This is a genomic window from Microbacterium sp. OR16 (assembly GCF_047306725.1).
GTDB lineage: Bacteria > Actinomycetota > Actinomycetes > Actinomycetales > Microbacteriaceae > Microbacterium.
On the sequence record NZ_JAZEXK010000001.1, the window covers coordinates 916,352 to 933,039 of the forward strand.

The window sequence follows — 16,688 nt, forward strand, 5'->3', positions numbered from 1 at the left end:
GGCGCGAGGCGCTGCGCGAAGTCGCGAGCGGGCGATTATCCGCCCTCTAGAAGCCGGATGCAACACTCTCCGGACCGTCCTGTGCCCCCCGCTATGCTGAAACCCACTCGCGCACCCGCTGCTGTGCAGATCCACTCCGTGAAGACGCGGAAGGCGCAGGAATGCGGGAGCGTCCCCAAGCGTCTTAAGGAGTATGGCTGTGGCAGAACTGCACTGGGATGAGATCGATCGACGTGCGGTGGACACCGCCCGAGTGCTTGCGGCGGACGCCGTCGAGAAGGTGGGCAACGGTCACCCCGGCACGGCGATGAGCCTCGCTCCCGCGGCGTACCTCCTCTACCAGCGCGTGATGCGTCACGATCCAACCGACACCGACTGGCTCGGCCGCGACCGCTTCGTCCTCTCGGTCGGCCACTCCTCGCTGACGCAGTACGTGCAGCTGTACCTCGGCGGCTTCGGCCTCGAGCTCGAAGACCTCGAGTCGCTGCGCACCTGGGGATCCAAGACACCCGGCCATCCCGAGTACGGGCACACCAAGGGCGTCGAGATCACCACCGGCCCGCTCGGCCAGGGCCTCGCGTCGGCGGTCGGCTTCGCATACGCCGCCCGGTACGAGCGGGGACTGTTCGACCCGGATGCCGCCGCCGGCACCAGCCCGTTCGACCACTTCGTCTACGTGGTCGCGGGCGACGGCGACCTGCAGGAGGGCGTGACCAGCGAGGCGTCGTCGCTCGCGGGCCACCAGCAGCTGGGCAACCTCATCGCGATCTACGACTCGAACCAGATCTCCATCGAGGACGACACCGACGTCGCATTCACCGAAGACGTCGCCGCACGCTACGAAGCCTACGGCTGGCACGTGCAGACGGTCGACTGGAAGAAGACGGGCGAGTACGTCGAGGACGTCGCCGAGCTGCACGCCGCGATCACCGCCGCACAGGGCGAGCAGTCCAAGCCCTCGCTGATCATCCTGAAGACCATCATCGGCTGGCCCTCGCCCGGCAAGCAGAACACCGGCAAGATCCACGGATCGGCGCTGGGCGCCGACGAGCTCGCCGCCACGAAGAAGGTGCTCGGCTTCGACCCCGAGCAGCACTTCGTCGTCGCCGACGACGTCATCGCACACACCCGCGCCCTCGGGCAGCGGGCCGCTGACGCGCGTGCGGAGTGGCAGAAGTCGTTCGACGCGTGGGCAGAGGCGAACCCCGAGCGCAAGGCCCTGCTCGACCGCCTCGAGGCGCCCGAGCTGCCCGAGGGCATCGTCGACGCTCTGCCGGTCTTCGAAGCAGGCAAGGACGTCTCGACCCGCGCAGCATCCGGTCAGGTCATCAACGCGCTGGCGGCGCAGCTGCCCGAGCTGTGGGGCGGCTCGGCCGACCTGGCCGAGTCGAACCTCACGACCATCAAGGATGCCCCGTCGTTCATCCCGACCGAGTGGTCGACCCACGAGTGGAAGGGCAACCCCTACGGCCGGGTGCTGCACTTCGGCATCCGCGAGCACGCGATGGGCGCGATCATCAACGGCATCGTGCTGCACGGCCCGACGCGCGCGTTCGGCGGCACCTTCCTCATCTTCAGCGACTACATGCGCCCCGCGGTGCGTCTGGCCGCGCTGATGAACGTTCCGAGCATCTTCGTCTGGACCCACGACTCGGTGGCACTGGGCGAGGACGGCCCGACGCACCAGCCGATCGAGCAGCTCGCGTCGCTGCGCCTGATCCCCAACTTCACCGTCGTGCGCCCCGCCGACGCCAACGAGACCGCCGCCGCGTGGCTCGAGCTGCTGCGCCGTCACGGCGGACCGGCCGGCATCGCGCTGACGCGGCAGAACATCGCCGTGTTCGAGCGCGGCGACGGCGACGCCTCGGGCGACACGTTCGCCTCGGCGGCCGCTACCGCCAAGGGCGCCTACGTCCTCGCCGAGGCGCCGAGCGGCACGCCCGATGTGATCCTCATCGCCACCGGCTCCGAGGTGCAGCTGGCGGTCGCCGCACGCGAGACGCTCGCAGCCGAGGGCGTGAACGCCCGCGTGGTGTCCGCGCCGTCTCTGGAATGGTTCGCCGAGCAGGACGAGGCCTACCGCGAGTCGGTGCTGCCGGCATCCGTCACCGCACGCGTCTCGGTCGAGGCCGGTTCCGTCGCCAGCTGGCGCGGCATCGTCGGCGACCGCGGTCGCTCGATCGGCATCGACCACTTCGGCGCATCCGCCGACTACAAGACCCTGTTCGAGAAGTTCGGCGTCACCGCCGAGGCGGTCGTCGCGGCCGCACGCGAGACCATCGCCGACGCGGCGCGCTGAGCGCCGCAGAAGGAGGACGACAGACATGAGCACCCCCACGCACAATCTCTCCCAGGCCGGCGTCAGCATCTGGCTCGACGACCTGTCGCGCACGCGCATCAGCTCCGGAAACCTCAAGCACCTGATCGACACCCGCAACGTCGTCGGCGTCACCACGAACCCGACGATCTTCGCGACGGCGCTGATGGATGAGAACGACACGTCCTACGACGAGCAGACCCACCAGCTCGCCGTCGCGGGAGCCAGTGCATCCGAGGCGGTCTTCGCCGCCACCACGCAGGACGTGGCCGATGCGCTCGACGTGTTCCGCCCGGTGTGGGAGGCGACGAACCACGTCGACGGCCGCGTCTCGATCGAGGTCTCCCCCGATCTCGCCCACGACACCGAGGGCACGGTCGCTTCAGCCAAGGAGCTGTGGCAGAAGATCGACCGCCCCAACCTGCTGGTGAAGATCCCCGCCACCAAGGCCGGCCTTCCCGCGATCACCGAGGCCATCGCCGCGGGCATCAGCGTGAACGTCACCCTGATCTTCAGCCTGGAGCGCTACAACGATGTCATCGACGCCTACCTCGCGGGTCTGGAAGGCGCGAAGGCTGCGGGCCTCGACCTGTCGAGCATCCACTCGGTCGCGTCGTTCTTCGTCTCGCGCGTCGACACGGAGACCGACAAGCGTCTCGAGCAGATCGGCACCGACGAGGCGCTGGCGCTGAAGAGCAAGGCGGGGCTCGCCAACGCGCGCCTGGCCTACGAGCTCTTCGAGAAGAAGTTCGCCGAGAAGCGCGCACAGGATCTCATCGAGGCCGGAGCCAACCTGCAGCGTCCGCTGTGGGCGTCCACCGGCGTGAAGGACCCAAACCTGCCCGACACCCTGTACGTTACCCAGCTCGTCGCCCCCGGCGTGGTGAACACCATGCCCGAGAAGACCCTCGAGGCGACCTTCGACCACGGCGAGGTCACCGGTGACACCATCACCTCGACCTACGCCGAGTCGCACGAGGTGATGGCCAGCCTCGAGGCCGTCGGCGTCGACTTCGACGACGTCACCCGGGTGCTCGAGGAGGAGGGCGTGGCGAAGTTCATCGACTCCTGGCACGGCCTGCTCGACAGCGTCGCGAAGGTCCTGGAAGCGGCACGATGACCGTCTCGGTGCACGTGTCGCAAGCGGCTGAGGCCGCTGTCGACCAGCTCGTGCGCGTGCTGGTCGACGACCTCGTCGCGTCACGTGTCACCGCGGCCGACAGCGATCTGTGGGGTGCGGATGCCTCCGCCGAGGCATCCGTGCGCCTGGGCTGGGTCGACGCCGTCTCGAATTCCCGTCCGCTCGTCGCGGAGATCGTCGCCCTGCGCGACGATCTCCGCGCACGCGGCATCGACCGCGTCGTGCTGGCGGGCATGGGCGGCTCGTCGCTCGCCCCCGAGGTCATCGCGAACACCGCCGGCGTGCCGCTGACCATCCTCGACAGCACGGCACCCGCCCAGGTGCTGCGGGCGATCGACGACGGCCTGGCGCGCACGGCGCTGGTCGTCTCGTCGAAGTCCGGCTCGACGATCGAGACCGACTCGCAGCGGCGCGCCTTCGAGGCCGCCTTCAGCGACCTCGGAATCGATCCCGCCGAGCGGATCATCGTCGTCACCGACCCGGGATCGCCGCTGGAGGCGTCGGCACGGGATGCCGGATACCGCGTCTTCACCGCCGATCCGAACGTCGGCGGGAGGTACTCCGCACTCACGGCGTTCGGCCTGGTCCCCTCAGGGCTCGCGGGCGCCGACATCGCCGAGCTGCTCGACGAGGCCGAGGCCTCACTGCTGCAGTTCGCCGTCGACTCGCCAGAGAATCCGGCGCTCCGCCTGGCTGCCGCGATCGTGGGCACCGAGCCGCGTCGCGACAAGCTCGGGCTGATCAGCGACGGCACCCACATCGAGGGGCTGCCCGACTGGATCGAGCAGCTGATCGCCGAGTCCACCGGGAAGGGCGGTACCGGCATCCTCCCGGTGGTGCTGCTGCCCGTCTCCCCCGAGGTCGAGTCCTTCCCGCACGATCTGCAGATCGTGCGGCTCGTCGACGACGCAGGCGAGCTGCATCTGCGGCACCAGGGCGAGATCCTCGTCAGCGGAACGCTCGGAGCCCAGTTCCTGCTCTGGGAGTACGCGACCGCGATCGCCGGTCGACTGCTCGGCATCGATCCGTTCGATCAGCCCGACGTCGAAGCCGCCAAGAGCGCCGCGCGCGGACTCCTGGAGGCCAGGCCGGAAGCGACCGCGGCCGCATTCATCGAGAGCGGGATCGAGGTTCGCGCTTCCGACCCGGCGCTGCTCGGCTCCGGCACGCTCGCCGGCGTGCTCGATGCCCTGTGGGCTCGCCTCGGGTCTGACGGGTACGTGGCGATCCAGGCGTACGTCGACCGCACCGACATGCCGCAGCTCCAGGGGCTGCGCGAGATGGTGGCCGCCGACTCCGGACGCCCGACGACGTTCGGGTGGGGGCCGCGCTTCCTGCACTCGACCGGCCAGTATCACAAGGGCGGCCCCGCCCAGGGCGTGTTCCTGCAGATCACCGAGCGCACCGACGTCGATCTCGAGATCCCCGGGCGCCCGTTCACCTTCGGACAGCTGATCGAAGCCCAGGCCGCCGGCGACGCGGCCGTGCTCGACGGACTCGGTCGCCCCGTCGTCACCCTGACCATCACAGACGCCGTGGATGACGTGCTGGCGCTCTTCGAAGCCGCCCAGTGAGACCATCCTCACGACTTGGAGATATCCCCCACCGATGACTGCCACCGTCTCCCGCGGACACAATCCCCTCCGCGATCCCGATGATCGGCGCCTGAACCGCATCGCAGGCCCGAGCGCCCTGGTGATCTTCGGCGTGACCGGCGACCTGTCGCGCAAGAAGCTCATGCCCGCGGTCTACGACCTCGCCAACCGCGGCCTGCTCCCGCCCGGCTTCGCCCTCGTCGGCTTCGCCCGGCGCGATTGGGAGGACCAGGACTTCGCGAAGGTCGTGTACGACGCCGTGAAGGAGCACTCCCGCACCGAGTTCCGCGAGGAGACGTGGCAGCAGCTGCTGCAGGGCATCCGGTTCGTGCAGGGCACGTTCGACGACCCGCAGTCGTTCGCACGCCTGCGCGAGACCGTCGAGACGCTCGACGTCGAGCGCGGCACCATGGGCAACCACGCCTTCTATCTGTCGATCCCGCCGAAGGACTTCCCCACGGTGGCACGCCAGCTGAAGGAATCGGGGCTGGTCGGCGAGCACAGCGACGACGACACCTGCTGGCGCCGCGTCGTGATCGAGAAGCCGTTCGGCGATGACCTCGAGTCCGCTCGCGCGCTGAACAGCGCGCTCGAGGTCGCATTCCCCGCCGACTCGATCTTCCGCATCGACCACTACCTCGGCAAGGAGACGGTGCAGAACATCCTCGCGCTGCGCTTCGCGAACGAGCTGTACGAGCCGATCTGGAACCGCAACCACATCGACCACGTGCAGATCACCATGGCCGAGGACATCGGCGTGGGCGGACGTGCGGGATACTACGACGGCATCGGCGCCGCGCGCGACGTCATCCAGAACCACCTGCTGCAGCTTCTCGCCCTCACAGCGATGGAGGAGCCGATCAGTCTGTCGGCCGAGCACCTGCGCGCCGAGAAGGAGAAGGTCCTCGCGGCGGTGCAGCTGCCCGACGACCTGTCGCTGGCTGCCGCCCGCGGCCAGTACGCCGGCGGCTGGCAGGGCGGCGAGAAGGTCAACGGCTTCCTCGAAGAGGAGGGGATGAACCCGCAGTCGACCACCGAGACCTACGCAGCCCTCAAGCTCGAGATCGCGACCCGCCGCTGGGCAGGCGTGCCCTTCTACCTCCGCACCGGGAAGCGCCTCGGTCGCCGGGTCACCGAGATCGCCGTCGTCTTCAAGCGCGCACCGCACCACCTGATGGGCCGCGCCTCCGAGATCGGTCAGAACGCCCTGGTCATCCGCGTGCAGCCGAACGAGGGCGTCACGATCCGCTTCGGCTCGAAGGTCCCAGGCGCCGGCACCCAGGTGCGCGACGTGACGATGGACTTCGGCTACGGACACGCCTTCACCGAGGCGAGCCCCGAGGCGTACGAGCGCCTCATCCTCGACGTGCTGCTGGGAGACCCCCCGCTCTTCCCGCGGCACGAGGAGGTCGAGCTGTCGTGGAAGATCCTCGACCCGATCGAGCAGTACTGGGCTTCGCTCGATGAGCAGCCCGAGCAGTACGCTCCCGGATCGTGGGGCCCCGCCTCGGCCGACGACCTCCTTGCCCGCGACGGACGAGTCTGGAGACGCCCGTGATCATCGACATCCCCGACACCACGATCAGCCAGGTCGCCAAACAGCTCGTCAAGGTGCGCGAGGAGGGCGGCGCGGTCGCCCTCGGCCGCGTGCTGACCCTGATCATCGCCGCCCGCAACGGCGTGGCCGAAGAGGCGATCGAGGCGGCCAACGACGCATCCCGCGAGCACCCGATGCGCGTCATCGTGCTCACGGTCGGCGACGGCGACGCCCGTCTCGACGCGCAGATCCGCGTGGGCGGCGACGCCGGCGCGAGCGAGGTGGTGGTGCTGCGCGCCTTCGGCGATGCCGCGAGCAACGCCGAGAGCCTGGTCACCGGGCTGCTGCTTCCGGATGCCCCGGTCGTCGCGTGGTGGCCGGACGAGGCACCTCTGGATGCGGCCGACTCGCCCCTGGGCCGGATCGCGCAGCGGCGCATCACGGACGCTGCCACGAGCTCGGACGTGCGCGATCGCCTCAGCCTGCTGGGCCGCACGCACGCCCCCGGAGACACGGACCTCGCCTGGACCCGTCTGACGCACTGGCGTGAGCAGCTCGCCGCCGTGCTCGACCAGCCGCCGTTCGAAGACGTGACCAGCGCCGAGGTGCGCGGCGCTGCGGCGTCGCCGTCGACCGCCCTGCTCGCCGCATGGCTGCAGATGGCGCTCGAGGTGCCGGTGACCTGGTCGTACGAGGATCCGAGCGAGTGGGAGGAGGGCATCAAGTCGGTGCGCCTCACCCGCGCCAGCGGCGACATCCTGCTCGAGCGCCCCTCACCGAGCGTCGCCGTGCTGACCCAGCCCGGCCAGCCCGACCACGAGCTGCACCTGCCGCGGCGCACGCTGCGGGAGTGCCTCGCCGAGGAGCTGCGCCGGCTGGATGCGGATCTGCTCTATGGTCGGGTCATCACCGAGGGCTGGTCGCACCTCGGCCCGCCCGAGCAGGAGGCATGATCGGATGAAGGTCCAGGGAACGACGAAGTCTGTGGTCGTCGAGCCCACTCCCGCCGATCTCGCGGCGCGCGTGGCTGATCGCTTCCTCACCCGTCTGCAGGCCCGCACCCGTAACGGTCGCATCGCGCACGTGTGTCTGACGGGCGGTTCGATGGGCGGGGCCGTGCTCGCGGCCGCGGCCGACGACCCCCGCTCGGCGGACATCGACTGGTCGCTGGTGCATTTCTGGTGGGGGGACGAGCGCTTCGTCGAGCGCGACGACCCCGACCGCAACTCGCTGCAGTCGCGGCGGGCGCTGATCGATCGCATCCCCGTGCCCGTCGAGAACGTGCACGAGGTGGCGGCTCCGAGCGACGGTCTGACCCTGGATCAGGCGGCGGCGGCGTACGCCGCCGAGCTCGCCAGGTTCCCGAGCGCGCACGGTGAGTGGCCGTCGTTCGCCGTGTGCTTCCTCGGCGTCGGGCCCGACGGGCACATCGCATCGCTCTTCCCGGATCGCCCCGAGGTGACGGTGACGGATGCCGCGGCACTGCCCGTGCGCGACTCCCCCAAGCCCCCGCCCGAGCGTGTCACGCTGACCCGTCCGGTGCTGAACTCCGCCAAGCGCGTCTGGCTGGTGTTGACCGGTGCCGACAAGGCGTCCGCTCTCGGTCTCGCGCTCGCGGGCGCGAGCTATGCCAGTGTGCCCGCCGCGGGAGCGAAGGGACGCCGCCGCACGGTGTTCTTCGTCGACGAGGCCGCGGCCGCCGAGGTATCCCCCGAGCTCATCGATCGCGACTACTGAGCCGGCTCAGCCCTGCTGGGGCCCTGAGCCCTCCGAAGGGTCGCTGCCGCGGCGAAGGCCCAGCTCCTGGCTGTCGCTGAGCACCTGCGGGTGGTACCGGGCGAGGCTGAACACACCCCAGATGGCGATCGCCCCGGCGACGACGAACAGCACGACGACCCACAGCGGCGCCGCCGCGGCCTCGCCGAGAACGAGCGCGCCGATGAGCACTGCGACGATCGGGTCGATCACCGTGAGGCCCGCGATGACCAGGTCGGGCGGCCCCGAGCTGTACGCGGTCTGCACGAAGTACGCGCCGACCGCTGCGGCGGCGATGAGCGCGATCACGCACACCACCGTGAGCCACTCGAAGTTCCCCGCCTGGATGCGGCTGATGACCGCCTTGGCGAGGGTGGCGACGAAGCCGTAGAGGATCCCAGCGCCGGTGACGTAGAACAGCGCGCGCATGCGGCGCCGCAGGATCAGCCAGCATGCGCCGAGCGCGATGATCACCACCAGCAGGATCGTGAGGATCATGAACAGGTCGTCGTTGCTGATCGGGCGCTCGGTCGCATACAGCGCGGCGAAGACGACGAACAGGAAGATGCCGCCCAGACACGCGCTGATCGCGATCAGCGACTGCCTGGTGGGCGTGTGTCCTGAGATCCGGGCGTTCAGCAGCGTGGTCACGACCAGCGCGATCGCGCCGAGCGGCTGCACGACGATGAGCGGCGCGATGGCGATGGCGCTGAGCTGGCAGGCGATCGCGAGTCCGAGCATCAGGGTGCCGATGATCCACGACGGGCGCGTCAGCAGCGCCCTGAGCTGTGCGCCGCTGAGGCCGGTCGCTCCCTGCGTGCCGCTGAGCCGCTCGACCTTCTCGACTCCGCGATGCTGATACTGCGCGCCGAGCGACATGAAGACGGCTCCGGCCAGGGCCAGAGGAATGCCGAGCAGCAGAGCGGGGTTCTGAAACACCCCGACAAGCTGATCGCTCACGTTCCCTGCGAAGTCCGCCCCATGATGCACCGTCTCACCCTACCTGCCGCTTCCCGCCCGTTAGGGTTGTGGCGTGGCTGTTCTTCCGATTCGCATCATGGGCGATCCTGTTCTGCACGCACCCGCGAGCGAGGTCGGCCAGGTGACCGACGAGATCCGCACGCTCGTCGCCGACATGTACGAGACCATGGATGCCGCTCCCGGCGTGGGACTGGCGGCTCCCCAGGTGGGCGTGGGCCTGCGGATCTACGTCTACTCGTACGTCGACGACGACGAGAACCCGTGGCGCGGCGAGATCATCAACCCGGTGCTCTTGATGACGCCTCCGGAGCCCGGCTCCCCCGACCCCGACGAGGAGTCCGAGGGATGCTTGTCGTTCCCGGGCGAGCGCTTCGCACTGCGCCGCTCGGACCGCGTGCTCGTGACGGGCACCGACCTCAAGGGCCGCGACGTGCGCATCGAAGTCGACGGCTGGCGGGCGCGCATCATGCAGCACGAGTTCGATCACCTCGACGGCATCCTGTACGTCGACCGCCTCGACGACTCCGATCGGAAGACCGTGCAGAAGATCGCGCGCAAGCGCGGCTGGAGCCGAGGTTCGCACAGCTGGATGCCCGGGGTCGACGACCTCGAAGGCTGAGGCGGTACGAACGCCGGACCACACCTTCTCCGCACAGGAAAGAGCAACATGGACGCACAGCTGCGCATCGGAATCGTCGGCTACGGCAATCTCGGCCAAGGCGTCGAGCGATCACTGGCCATGAACCCCGACATGACCCTGGTCGGCGTCTTCACCCGCCGCGACCCCGGATCGGTCAGCACAATCGACCCGACAGTGTCGGTTCGACGCATCGAGGAGCTCGACACGCTGCAGGACGAGATCGACGTGCTCATCCTGTGCGGCGGCTCGAAGAGCGATCTGCCCGAGCAGACTCCCGCGCTGGCAGCGCGCTTCTCGGTCGTCGACAGCTTCGACACGCACACCCGCATCCCCGAGCACTTCGCCGCCGTCGACGCCGCCGCGCGAGCTGCGGAAACGACCGCGGTGATCTCGACCGGGTGGGACCCCGGCCTGTTCTCTCTGCAGCGCCTGTACGGCGAGGCGATCCTGCCGCAGGGCGAGACCTACACGTTCTGGGGGCGCGGGCTCAGCCAGGGCCACTCGGACGCCATCCGTCGGGTGCCCGGCGTCGCCGCCGGGGTGCAGTACACGATCCCCTCCGACGACGCCATGGCCCGCGTGCGCGCCGGCGACCGCCCCGCGCTGAGCACCCGCGACAAGCACACGCGGGAGTGCTTCGTGGTGCTGGAGGACGGCGCGGATCAGGATGCCGTGCGTGAGGCGATCGTGACGATGCCCGACTACTTCGAGCCGTACGACACGACGGTGCACATCGTGTCGGCCGAGGAGCTCGCACGTGATCACGCGGGCGTGCCGCACGGCGGTTTCGTCATCCGCAGCGCGACCACCTCGGAGGGCGTCGCGCAGACCGTGGAGTTCCAGCTGGCGCTGGAGTCGAACCCCGAGTTCACCGCGAGTGTGCTGGTGGCCTACGCGCGCGCCGCTGCGCGGCTCTCCGTATCCGGGGATCACGGCGCGAAGACGCCGTTCGACATCGCACCCGGTCTGCTCTCACCCAAGTCACCCGAGCGGCTCCGCGCCGAGCTGCTCTGACGCCCCTCGGGGCGGCTCTGAGCCGACCCGGGGTGTCGGCAGTCTCAGATGATCTGGTGCGCAGTGCGCGGGTCTGCGCGCAGATCCGCGCCGACACGCCGGATGCCCGGCATCCGCTCTGTGATTCCCCACCCTCGGCCTCTGATCACGCGTCGCAGAAGTGCTGCCGAGACGGGAGAAGCCCCGACCCAGGGACACTGGATCGGGGCTTCTATGGCTCCCCGGCTTGGACTCGAACCAAGAACCTGCCGGTTAACAGCCGGCTGCTCTGCCAATTGAGCTACCGAGGATCATTCGGTTGTCACCCGCTGGGCGGGCAACTCCCCCAGCTTAGCAAACTCCGCAGGCCCCGCTGAACACGGGCGACACCCCGGGCGTGGCGGGATCACTGACCGACGTCGGCCTCGGCGTTCGGAGCCCAGATGAGGTTCGACCCGACGCCCCTCGCGACGACATGGCCCGCTCTGAGCAGCAGCGCCTCGGCACCCAGCTCACGGATGAATGCTGCGTCGTTCGTCACCAGCAGAGCAGCCATGGCCCGCTCGGCCCGGCGGCGGGTGATCGCATCGAAGACGACCGGTCGCACCTCGAGGTCGAGATTCGCGAGCGGCTCGTCGGCGATGAGCACATGCGGTTCGAGCATCAGCGCGCGGGCGATGGCGACGCGCTGACGCATGCCGGCGCTGAGCTCATAGGGGAACTTCGAGGCGAGGCCGAGCGGCAGGTGCAGCTCGTCGAGCAGCGATGCCACCCGTATCGCCAGCGCTCTGCCGTTGACCTTCTTCTCGCGCGAGGTGATCGGCTCGGAGATCGCCTCGCCGACGGTCAGCCGGGGCGGCAGCGACGCGCCCGCCGCCTGAGCGAGGTGGCCGCTGAGAGCGGTGAGGGTACGGCGTCTGCGCCCGCGCCCCCGAATGTCCACGCCGCAGACCGTGGCGCGACCGCCGGCGACCTTCAGCGATGCATCACCCACCCCCGCGAGCGCGGTCACCAGGCTCGACTTCCCCGCGCCGGTCGCACCGCCGATGCACATCAGCTCACCGGGTCTGAGCGAGAAGGTCACGCCGTCGACGGCACGCGTCGTTCCACCGTGCCCGATTCGGTCGATGACCAGATCGTGGCAGTCGATCGCGAACTCGCTGTCGGCAGGCATACCGTCCATCCTGCCGGGTTCAGCGGCCGAAAGCGCTCAGGACTCGGCGAACCTCAGTCGCTCGGCATCCACGTCGCGAAGTCGCATGCGAAGCGCGCGTCCCCCGTCCGAGTCGGCGGGCACCCGCTGCACCGCACCCAGCAGCTCCTGCTTCTCGCGCTCGATGGCGCGCAGGATCAGCCGCCGGCACAGGTCGGCCGAAGACGCCAGTGCTCCCTCGTCGTCGCGGGCGGGGAACGGCATCATCAGCAGCTCGCCTGCGAGGCTGCGGTACGGCTCGCGCACGGCATCCGCCGCTGCCGTCGCCCAGCCGACCCTGGTGCGGTCGGCGACGGATGCCACGGCGTCGCGCACCGCTTCCAGCGCCGGATGCCGGAAGGGCTCGCTCAGCGCGCGGGCGAGAGTCTGCTGGTCGAGCCGGTGACCGTACTGCAGCACGCCCATGAGCGCATCGCGCTCGAGCGCGACCTCCGGCGTGCGCGGCAGATCGACCAATCGAACGCGCGTAACGCCCTCGGCACTGTCACCGCCCGGCGCCTGCTGTCGCGGGACCGGCTGCTCGCGTTCCCCGCGCGCGGCCCGCTGCACCTGCTGGTGCACAGCCGTGGGATCCATCCCGAGTCGGCGAGCCAGCACCCGCTCGTATCCGGGGCGCAGCAGCTCATCGCGGATCTCGGCGACGATCGGGGCCGCTGCCCGCAGCGCGCCGACCTGCCCCTCGACGGTGGCGAGATCGTATCCGGCGAGCTTGCGATCGATCGCGAACTCGAACATGGGAACCTTGGCGTCCATCAGCCCGCGCACCGCGGCATCCCCCCGCTGCAGACGCATGTCGCAGGGATCGAGACCGTCGGGCGCGACGGCGACGAAGGTCTGCGCCGTGAAACGCGAGTCCTCGCTGAAGGCGCGCAGCGCCGCCTTCTGGCCCGCCTCATCGCCATCGAATGTGAACACGACCTCGCCCGCCGCCGAATCGTCGCCCATCACCCGGCGCAGCACCTTGATGTGCTCCGCGCCGAACGCGGTGCCACAGGTCGCGATCGCGGTCGTGACGCCTGCGAGGTGGCAGGCCATGACGTCGGTGTAGCCCTCGACGACGACCACGCGGCGCGGGTCCCCCCTGCTGATGTCGCGTTTGGCCAGGTCGAGCCCGTAGAGCACCTGCGCCTTCTTGTAGATCGGCGTCTCGGGGGTGTTCAGGTACTTCGGCCCCTGGTCGTCGTCGTAGAGCTTGCGTGCGCCGAACCCGATGGTCTGTCCGGTGACGTCTCGAATCGGCCAGACGACCCGACCCCTGAAGCGGTCGTAGACGCCGCGCTGCCCGGCCGAGACGAGCCCGGCGGAGGTGAGCTCGTCGCGGGTGAAGCCCTTCGCACTCAGCGCCTTCAGCATGTTGTCCCAGCCGCGGGGCGCGTAGCCGACCCCGAAATGGGCTGCAGCGCCCGCATCGAACCCCCGCTCGCCGAGAAAGCGCCGGGCGCTCTCGGCCTCGGGGCTCAGCAGCTGCGAGCGGAAGTACTCCCCCGCGGCCGTGTTGGCGGCGTACAGCCGGCTGCGCCCGCTGGTCTCCGGCGCCGCACCGCCGTCTTCGTAGTGCAGCGAGTAGCCGACCCGGGCGGCGAGCCGCTCGACGGCCTCTGTGAAGCTGACGTGATCCATCTCGCGCAGGAACGAGTACACATCGCCCGAGGCGCCGCAGCCGAAGCAGTGGTAGTACCCGACCTGCGGGCGCACGTGGAAGCTCGGACTCTTCTCGTCGTGGAACGGGCAGAGCCCCTTGAGCGAACCCACGCCTGCCGATTTGAGGGCGACCCGCTCGCCGACGATGTCGGCGATGTTCGTGCGGGTCTTCACCTCCTCGACGTCGGCCTGCAGGATGCGCGGCATCAGACGGCCCCTTCGACGACCACCCGGGATTCGGCGCGACGGTGCACGCCGGGGCGTGCGTGCCGCGGCGACCAGATCCCCACCTCGCCGGGATCGATCTCGCCGACCAGGCGGTTGTGCCAGTCGACGGCGGTCTGGTCGGTCAGGCTCGCGATCTGGTCGACCACCACGCGTGCGCGCTGCGCATCGGTGTCGGCGGCGAGGAAGTCGGCCGAGAACGCAGGCTCCAGCACATCGGCGCCCGCCGACCACAGCGCATCCGTCGACCACAGTGCATCCGCGAGGCGATGCAGCACGCGACGCTGTTCTTTGTACACGCCCTTTCGGGCATCGATGGTGACGATCGCCTGGCCCATGATGCCCTTGAGCACCGCGATCTCGGTCTCGACCTCGCGGGGGATCACGACGTGCGCGCTGTACCGCGCGAGGGTCTCGCCGGAGTAGGCGGCCCTCGTCGCCGCCACCGAGCCACGCGCGAAGCGGCCGATCATGTCGCTGGTGAGGTTCTTCAACCGAGCGAGATCGCGACGCGAGCGATCGAACGACCGCATCCACATCGTCTCCCGGGTGAGCCGGTACAGGGCGTCGGCCAGCTCGTCGCGGGTGTAGTCGTACCCGACCCACTGCTGGATGCGGCCGATGAGCGGGTGATGCTCGATCGGATCCGACAGCTGCGCCACGTCGACATAGCCGTTCACGATCGCATCTTCGAAGTCGTGCACCGAGTAGGCGATGTCATCGGAGAGGTCCATGATCTCGGCTTCGATGCAGCGTTCCCGCCCTGTGGCGCCCTCGCGCATCCAGCGGAAGACCGGCTCGTCCTCGGGGTACACGCCGAACTTGAGCCGGCCACCCGGGTCGGGAACGGGCTCGTCGACGGTCCACGGGTACTTGCAGGTCGCGTCGAGGCTGGCTCGGGTGAGGTTGAGTCCGACGGAGTGATCGCCGTCGTCGAGCACCTTCGCCTCGAGGCGTGTCAGGATGCGCAGCGACTGGGCGTTGCCCTCGAACCCGCCGATGTCCTCCGCCCACTCGTTCAGGGCCCGCTCGCCGTTGTGTCCGAAAGGCGGATGCCCGAGGTCGTGGCTCAGGCAGGCCGTGTCGACCACGTCGGCGGAGACGCCCAGGGCGCTCGCCAGCTCGCGGCCGACCTGCGCGACCTCGAGGGAGTGCGTGAGCCGGTTGCGGGCGAAGTCGGCGGTGCTGGCGGGGCTGAGCACCTGAGTCTTCGCCGCAAGACGCCGCAGCGCCGCGGAGTGCAGCACGCGTGCGCGATCGCGGGAGAAGTCGTCGCGCTCAGACCGATGGGTCTCCGAGTAGAAGCGCTCGGCGTCGTGCGCGCCGTAGCCGCGTACGACGTCAGCCGCCATCGTTCTCGGTCTCCGCTCCGCGCATCATGTCGCCGACGCCCTCGCCGATCTCGCGCGAGTCGAGCCACCCCTCGGGCAGGGCGGTGCGCTTCGGCGACCCGGCGCGGCCCCGCTGCCCCTCCGCGCCGATGCCGGGGTAGGGGGCGTCGCCGATCGTGCCGAGCAGGTCGTCGATCTCCTGCAGGGTGGATGCCCGTGCCAGCGCGGCGCGCAGCTCGCCGCCCACGGGATACCCCTTGAAGTACCAAGCGACGTGCTTGCGGATGTCCTTGCAGCCGCGATCCTCGTCCTCGAAGAACTCCACCAGCAGTTCGGCGTGCCGGCGGAAGGCGTCTTTGACGAAGCCCAGCGTCGCATCGACGACCGGAGCCTGCTCGCGTCGTGAGCCCGTCGCCTGGGTCCCTGAGCCTGCCTCCTGGGCCCCTGAGCCCGCCGAAGGGCCGAGCGCCGCCGCGAGCTCGCCGAACAGCCACGGCCGGCCCAGGCATCCTCGTCCCACGACCACGCCGTCACAGCCGGTCTCGTCCATCATCCGCACCGCGTCGGCGGCCGACCAGATGTCGCCGTTGCCCAGCACGGGAATGCTGGTCACCGCCTGCTTGAGCTCTCCGATGGCGCTCCAATCGGCGTGGCCCGAGTAGTACTCCGACGCGGTGCGCGCGTGCAGGGCGACGGCGGCGGCACCGGCATCCTCCGCCGCGCGGCCGGCGTCGAGGAAGGTCAGGTGATCCTTGTTGATGCCCTTGCGCATCTTGACGGTGAGCGGCACGTCGCCCGCCGCCTTCACGGCCCGCTGCACAATGTCGGAGAAGAGCCCGATCTTCCACGGCAGGGCGGCGCCGCCGCCCTTTCGGGTGACCTTCGGCACCGGGCAGCCGAAGTTCAGGTCGATGTGGTCCGCCCGGTCTTCGGCGACGATGATCCGCACCGCCTCGGCGATCGTCGCCGGATCGACGCCGTACAGCTGGATCGATCGCGGCGTCTCGCTCTCGTGGTGCTGGATGAGCCGCATCGTGATGGCGTTGCGCTCGACGAGCGCGCGCGAGGTGATCATCTCGCTGACGTACAGACCCGCCCCGTACTCGCGGCAGAGGCGGCGAAAGGCGGTGTTGGTGATCCCCGCCATTGGCGCCAGCACCACCGGGGTGTCGAGCGCGATCGGGCCGATGCGCAGCGCCGGAGCCGAAGCGGTTGCGGGGGCCGAAGCGACAGTGGGTCCCTGAGCGGGTCGAAGGTCAGCGGCGATAGTCATGTCCTCTCCATTCTCCCAGACGACGGCCTGGTGCGGGCACAGCGCG

General features: G+C 69.7%; 13 protein-coding genes and 1 tRNA gene. 8 read left to right on the top strand and 6 right to left on the bottom strand.

Translation table 11 applies throughout. The annotated features are described in order from the left end of the window. Positions 1 to 199: 199 nt before the first annotated feature. From tkt to pgl, 6 genes are read left to right on the top strand one after another with little or no spacing between them, the layout of a single operon-like run. On the top strand, positions 200 to 2,299 hold the full coding sequence (tkt, locus tag V2S05_RS04460; RefSeq protein WP_413634095.1) for a transketolase: 2,100 nt from the start codon (positions 200 to 202) through the stop codon (positions 2,297 to 2,299). Positions 2,300 to 2,324: 25 nt separating this feature from the next. Beyond that, a complete protein-coding gene (gene tal, locus V2S05_RS04465) occupies positions 2,325 to 3,437 on the top strand; it encodes a transaldolase (RefSeq protein ID WP_413634096.1) in 1,113 nt (370 codons plus the stop codon). Next, positions 3,434 to 5,032 carry a glucose-6-phosphate isomerase gene (locus V2S05_RS04470; protein ID WP_413634097.1) on the top strand — a complete coding sequence of 533 codons (1,599 nt, stop codon included), beginning with the start codon at positions 3,434 to 3,436 and terminating at the stop codon, positions 5,030 to 5,032. The genes tal and V2S05_RS04470 overlap by 4 nt, the downstream gene beginning before the upstream one ends. Positions 5,033 to 5,066: 34 nt before the next feature. After that, positions 5,067 to 6,611, top strand: a complete 1,545-nt coding sequence (gene zwf, locus V2S05_RS04475; protein WP_413634098.1) for a glucose-6-phosphate dehydrogenase — start codon at positions 5,067 to 5,069, stop codon at positions 6,609 to 6,611. Next, entirely contained in the window at positions 6,608 to 7,543 is a 936-nt protein-coding gene (locus V2S05_RS04480) for a glucose-6-phosphate dehydrogenase assembly protein OpcA (RefSeq protein ID WP_271637460.1), read from the top strand. Before zwf ends, V2S05_RS04480 begins: the two co-directional genes overlap by 4 nt. Positions 7,544 to 7,547: 4 nt before the next feature. After that, complete coding sequence (pgl, locus tag V2S05_RS04485; protein WP_413634099.1) at positions 7,548 to 8,327, top strand: 6-phosphogluconolactonase; 780 nt, start codon at positions 7,548 to 7,550, stop codon at positions 8,325 to 8,327. 6 nt (positions 8,328 to 8,333) lie between these two features. Here pgl and V2S05_RS04490 read toward each other — a convergent pair whose 3' ends face one another. After that, entirely contained in the window at positions 8,334 to 9,284 is a 951-nt protein-coding gene (locus tag V2S05_RS04490; RefSeq protein WP_413634100.1) for a DMT family transporter, read from the bottom strand. Between the two features lie 94 nt (positions 9,285 to 9,378). Here V2S05_RS04490 and def point away from each other — a divergent pair, with 94 nt between their 5' ends. Further along, complete coding sequence (gene def / locus V2S05_RS04495; protein WP_413634102.1) at positions 9,379 to 9,945, top strand: peptide deformylase; 567 nt, start codon at positions 9,379 to 9,381, stop codon at positions 9,943 to 9,945. A gap of 48 nt (positions 9,946 to 9,993) precedes the next feature. After that, positions 9,994 to 10,980, top strand: coding sequence for a diaminopimelate dehydrogenase (locus tag V2S05_RS04500; RefSeq protein WP_413634103.1), 987 nt, complete (start codon positions 9,994 to 9,996; stop codon positions 10,978 to 10,980). A gap of 214 nt (positions 10,981 to 11,194) precedes the next feature. On the opposite strand, the gene V2S05_RS04505 is transcribed toward V2S05_RS04500, so the two are convergent. The 5 genes from V2S05_RS04505 to dusB form a co-directional block, all read right to left on the bottom strand. Next, a tRNA-Asn gene (locus tag V2S05_RS04505) sits at positions 11,195 to 11,270 on the bottom strand. 95 nt (positions 11,271 to 11,365) lie between these two features. After that, the gene (locus V2S05_RS04510; protein WP_333909423.1) at positions 11,366 to 12,133 is read right to left on the bottom strand and encodes an ATP-binding cassette domain-containing protein; all 768 of its coding nucleotides are present in this window, start codon (positions 12,131 to 12,133) and stop codon (positions 11,366 to 11,368) included. Between the two features lie 36 nt (positions 12,134 to 12,169). Next, complete coding sequence (dnaG, locus tag V2S05_RS04515) at positions 12,170 to 14,020, bottom strand: DNA primase (protein ID WP_413634105.1); 1,851 nt, start codon at positions 14,018 to 14,020, stop codon at positions 12,170 to 12,172. Continuing rightward, the gene (locus tag V2S05_RS04520; protein WP_413634106.1) at positions 14,020 to 15,390 is read right to left on the bottom strand and encodes a deoxyguanosinetriphosphate triphosphohydrolase; all 1,371 of its coding nucleotides are present in this window, start codon (positions 15,388 to 15,390) and stop codon (positions 14,020 to 14,022) included. Before V2S05_RS04520 ends, dnaG begins: the two co-directional genes overlap by 1 nt. Next, complete coding sequence (gene dusB, locus V2S05_RS04525; RefSeq protein ID WP_413634107.1) at positions 15,380 to 16,642, bottom strand: tRNA dihydrouridine synthase DusB; 1,263 nt, start codon at positions 16,640 to 16,642, stop codon at positions 15,380 to 15,382. The genes V2S05_RS04520 and dusB overlap by 11 nt, the downstream gene beginning before the upstream one ends. Positions 16,643 to 16,688: the final 46 nt, after the last annotated feature.

Bases quoted from the DNA above. Each gene is read 5' to 3' on its own strand.
- tal (WP_413634096.1), top strand. From the start codon at position 2,325: ATGAGCACCCCCACGCACAATCTCTCCCAGGCCGGCGTCAGCATCTGG.
- V2S05_RS04470 (WP_413634097.1), top strand. From the start codon at position 3,434: ATGACCGTCTCGGTGCACGTGTCGCAAGCGGCTGAGGCCGCTGTCGAC.
- zwf (WP_413634098.1), top strand. From the start codon at position 5,067: ATGACTGCCACCGTCTCCCGCGGACACAATCCCCTCCGCGATCCCGAT.
- pgl (WP_413634099.1), top strand. From the start codon at position 7,548: ATGAAGGTCCAGGGAACGACGAAGTCTGTGGTCGTCGAGCCCACTCCC.
- V2S05_RS04500 (WP_413634103.1), top strand. From the start codon at position 9,994: ATGGACGCACAGCTGCGCATCGGAATCGTCGGCTACGGCAATCTCGGC.
- V2S05_RS04510 (WP_333909423.1), bottom strand. From the start codon at position 12,133: ATGCCTGCCGACAGCGAGTTCGCGATCGACTGCCACGATCTGGTCATC.
- dnaG (WP_413634105.1), bottom strand. From the start codon at position 14,020: ATGCCGCGCATCCTGCAGGCCGACGTCGAGGAGGTGAAGACCCGCACG.
- V2S05_RS04520 (WP_413634106.1), bottom strand. From the start codon at position 15,390: ATGGCGGCTGACGTCGTACGCGGCTACGGCGCGCACGACGCCGAGCGC.
- dusB (WP_413634107.1), bottom strand. From the start codon at position 16,642: ATGACTATCGCCGCTGACCTTCGACCCGCTCAGGGACCCACTGTCGCT.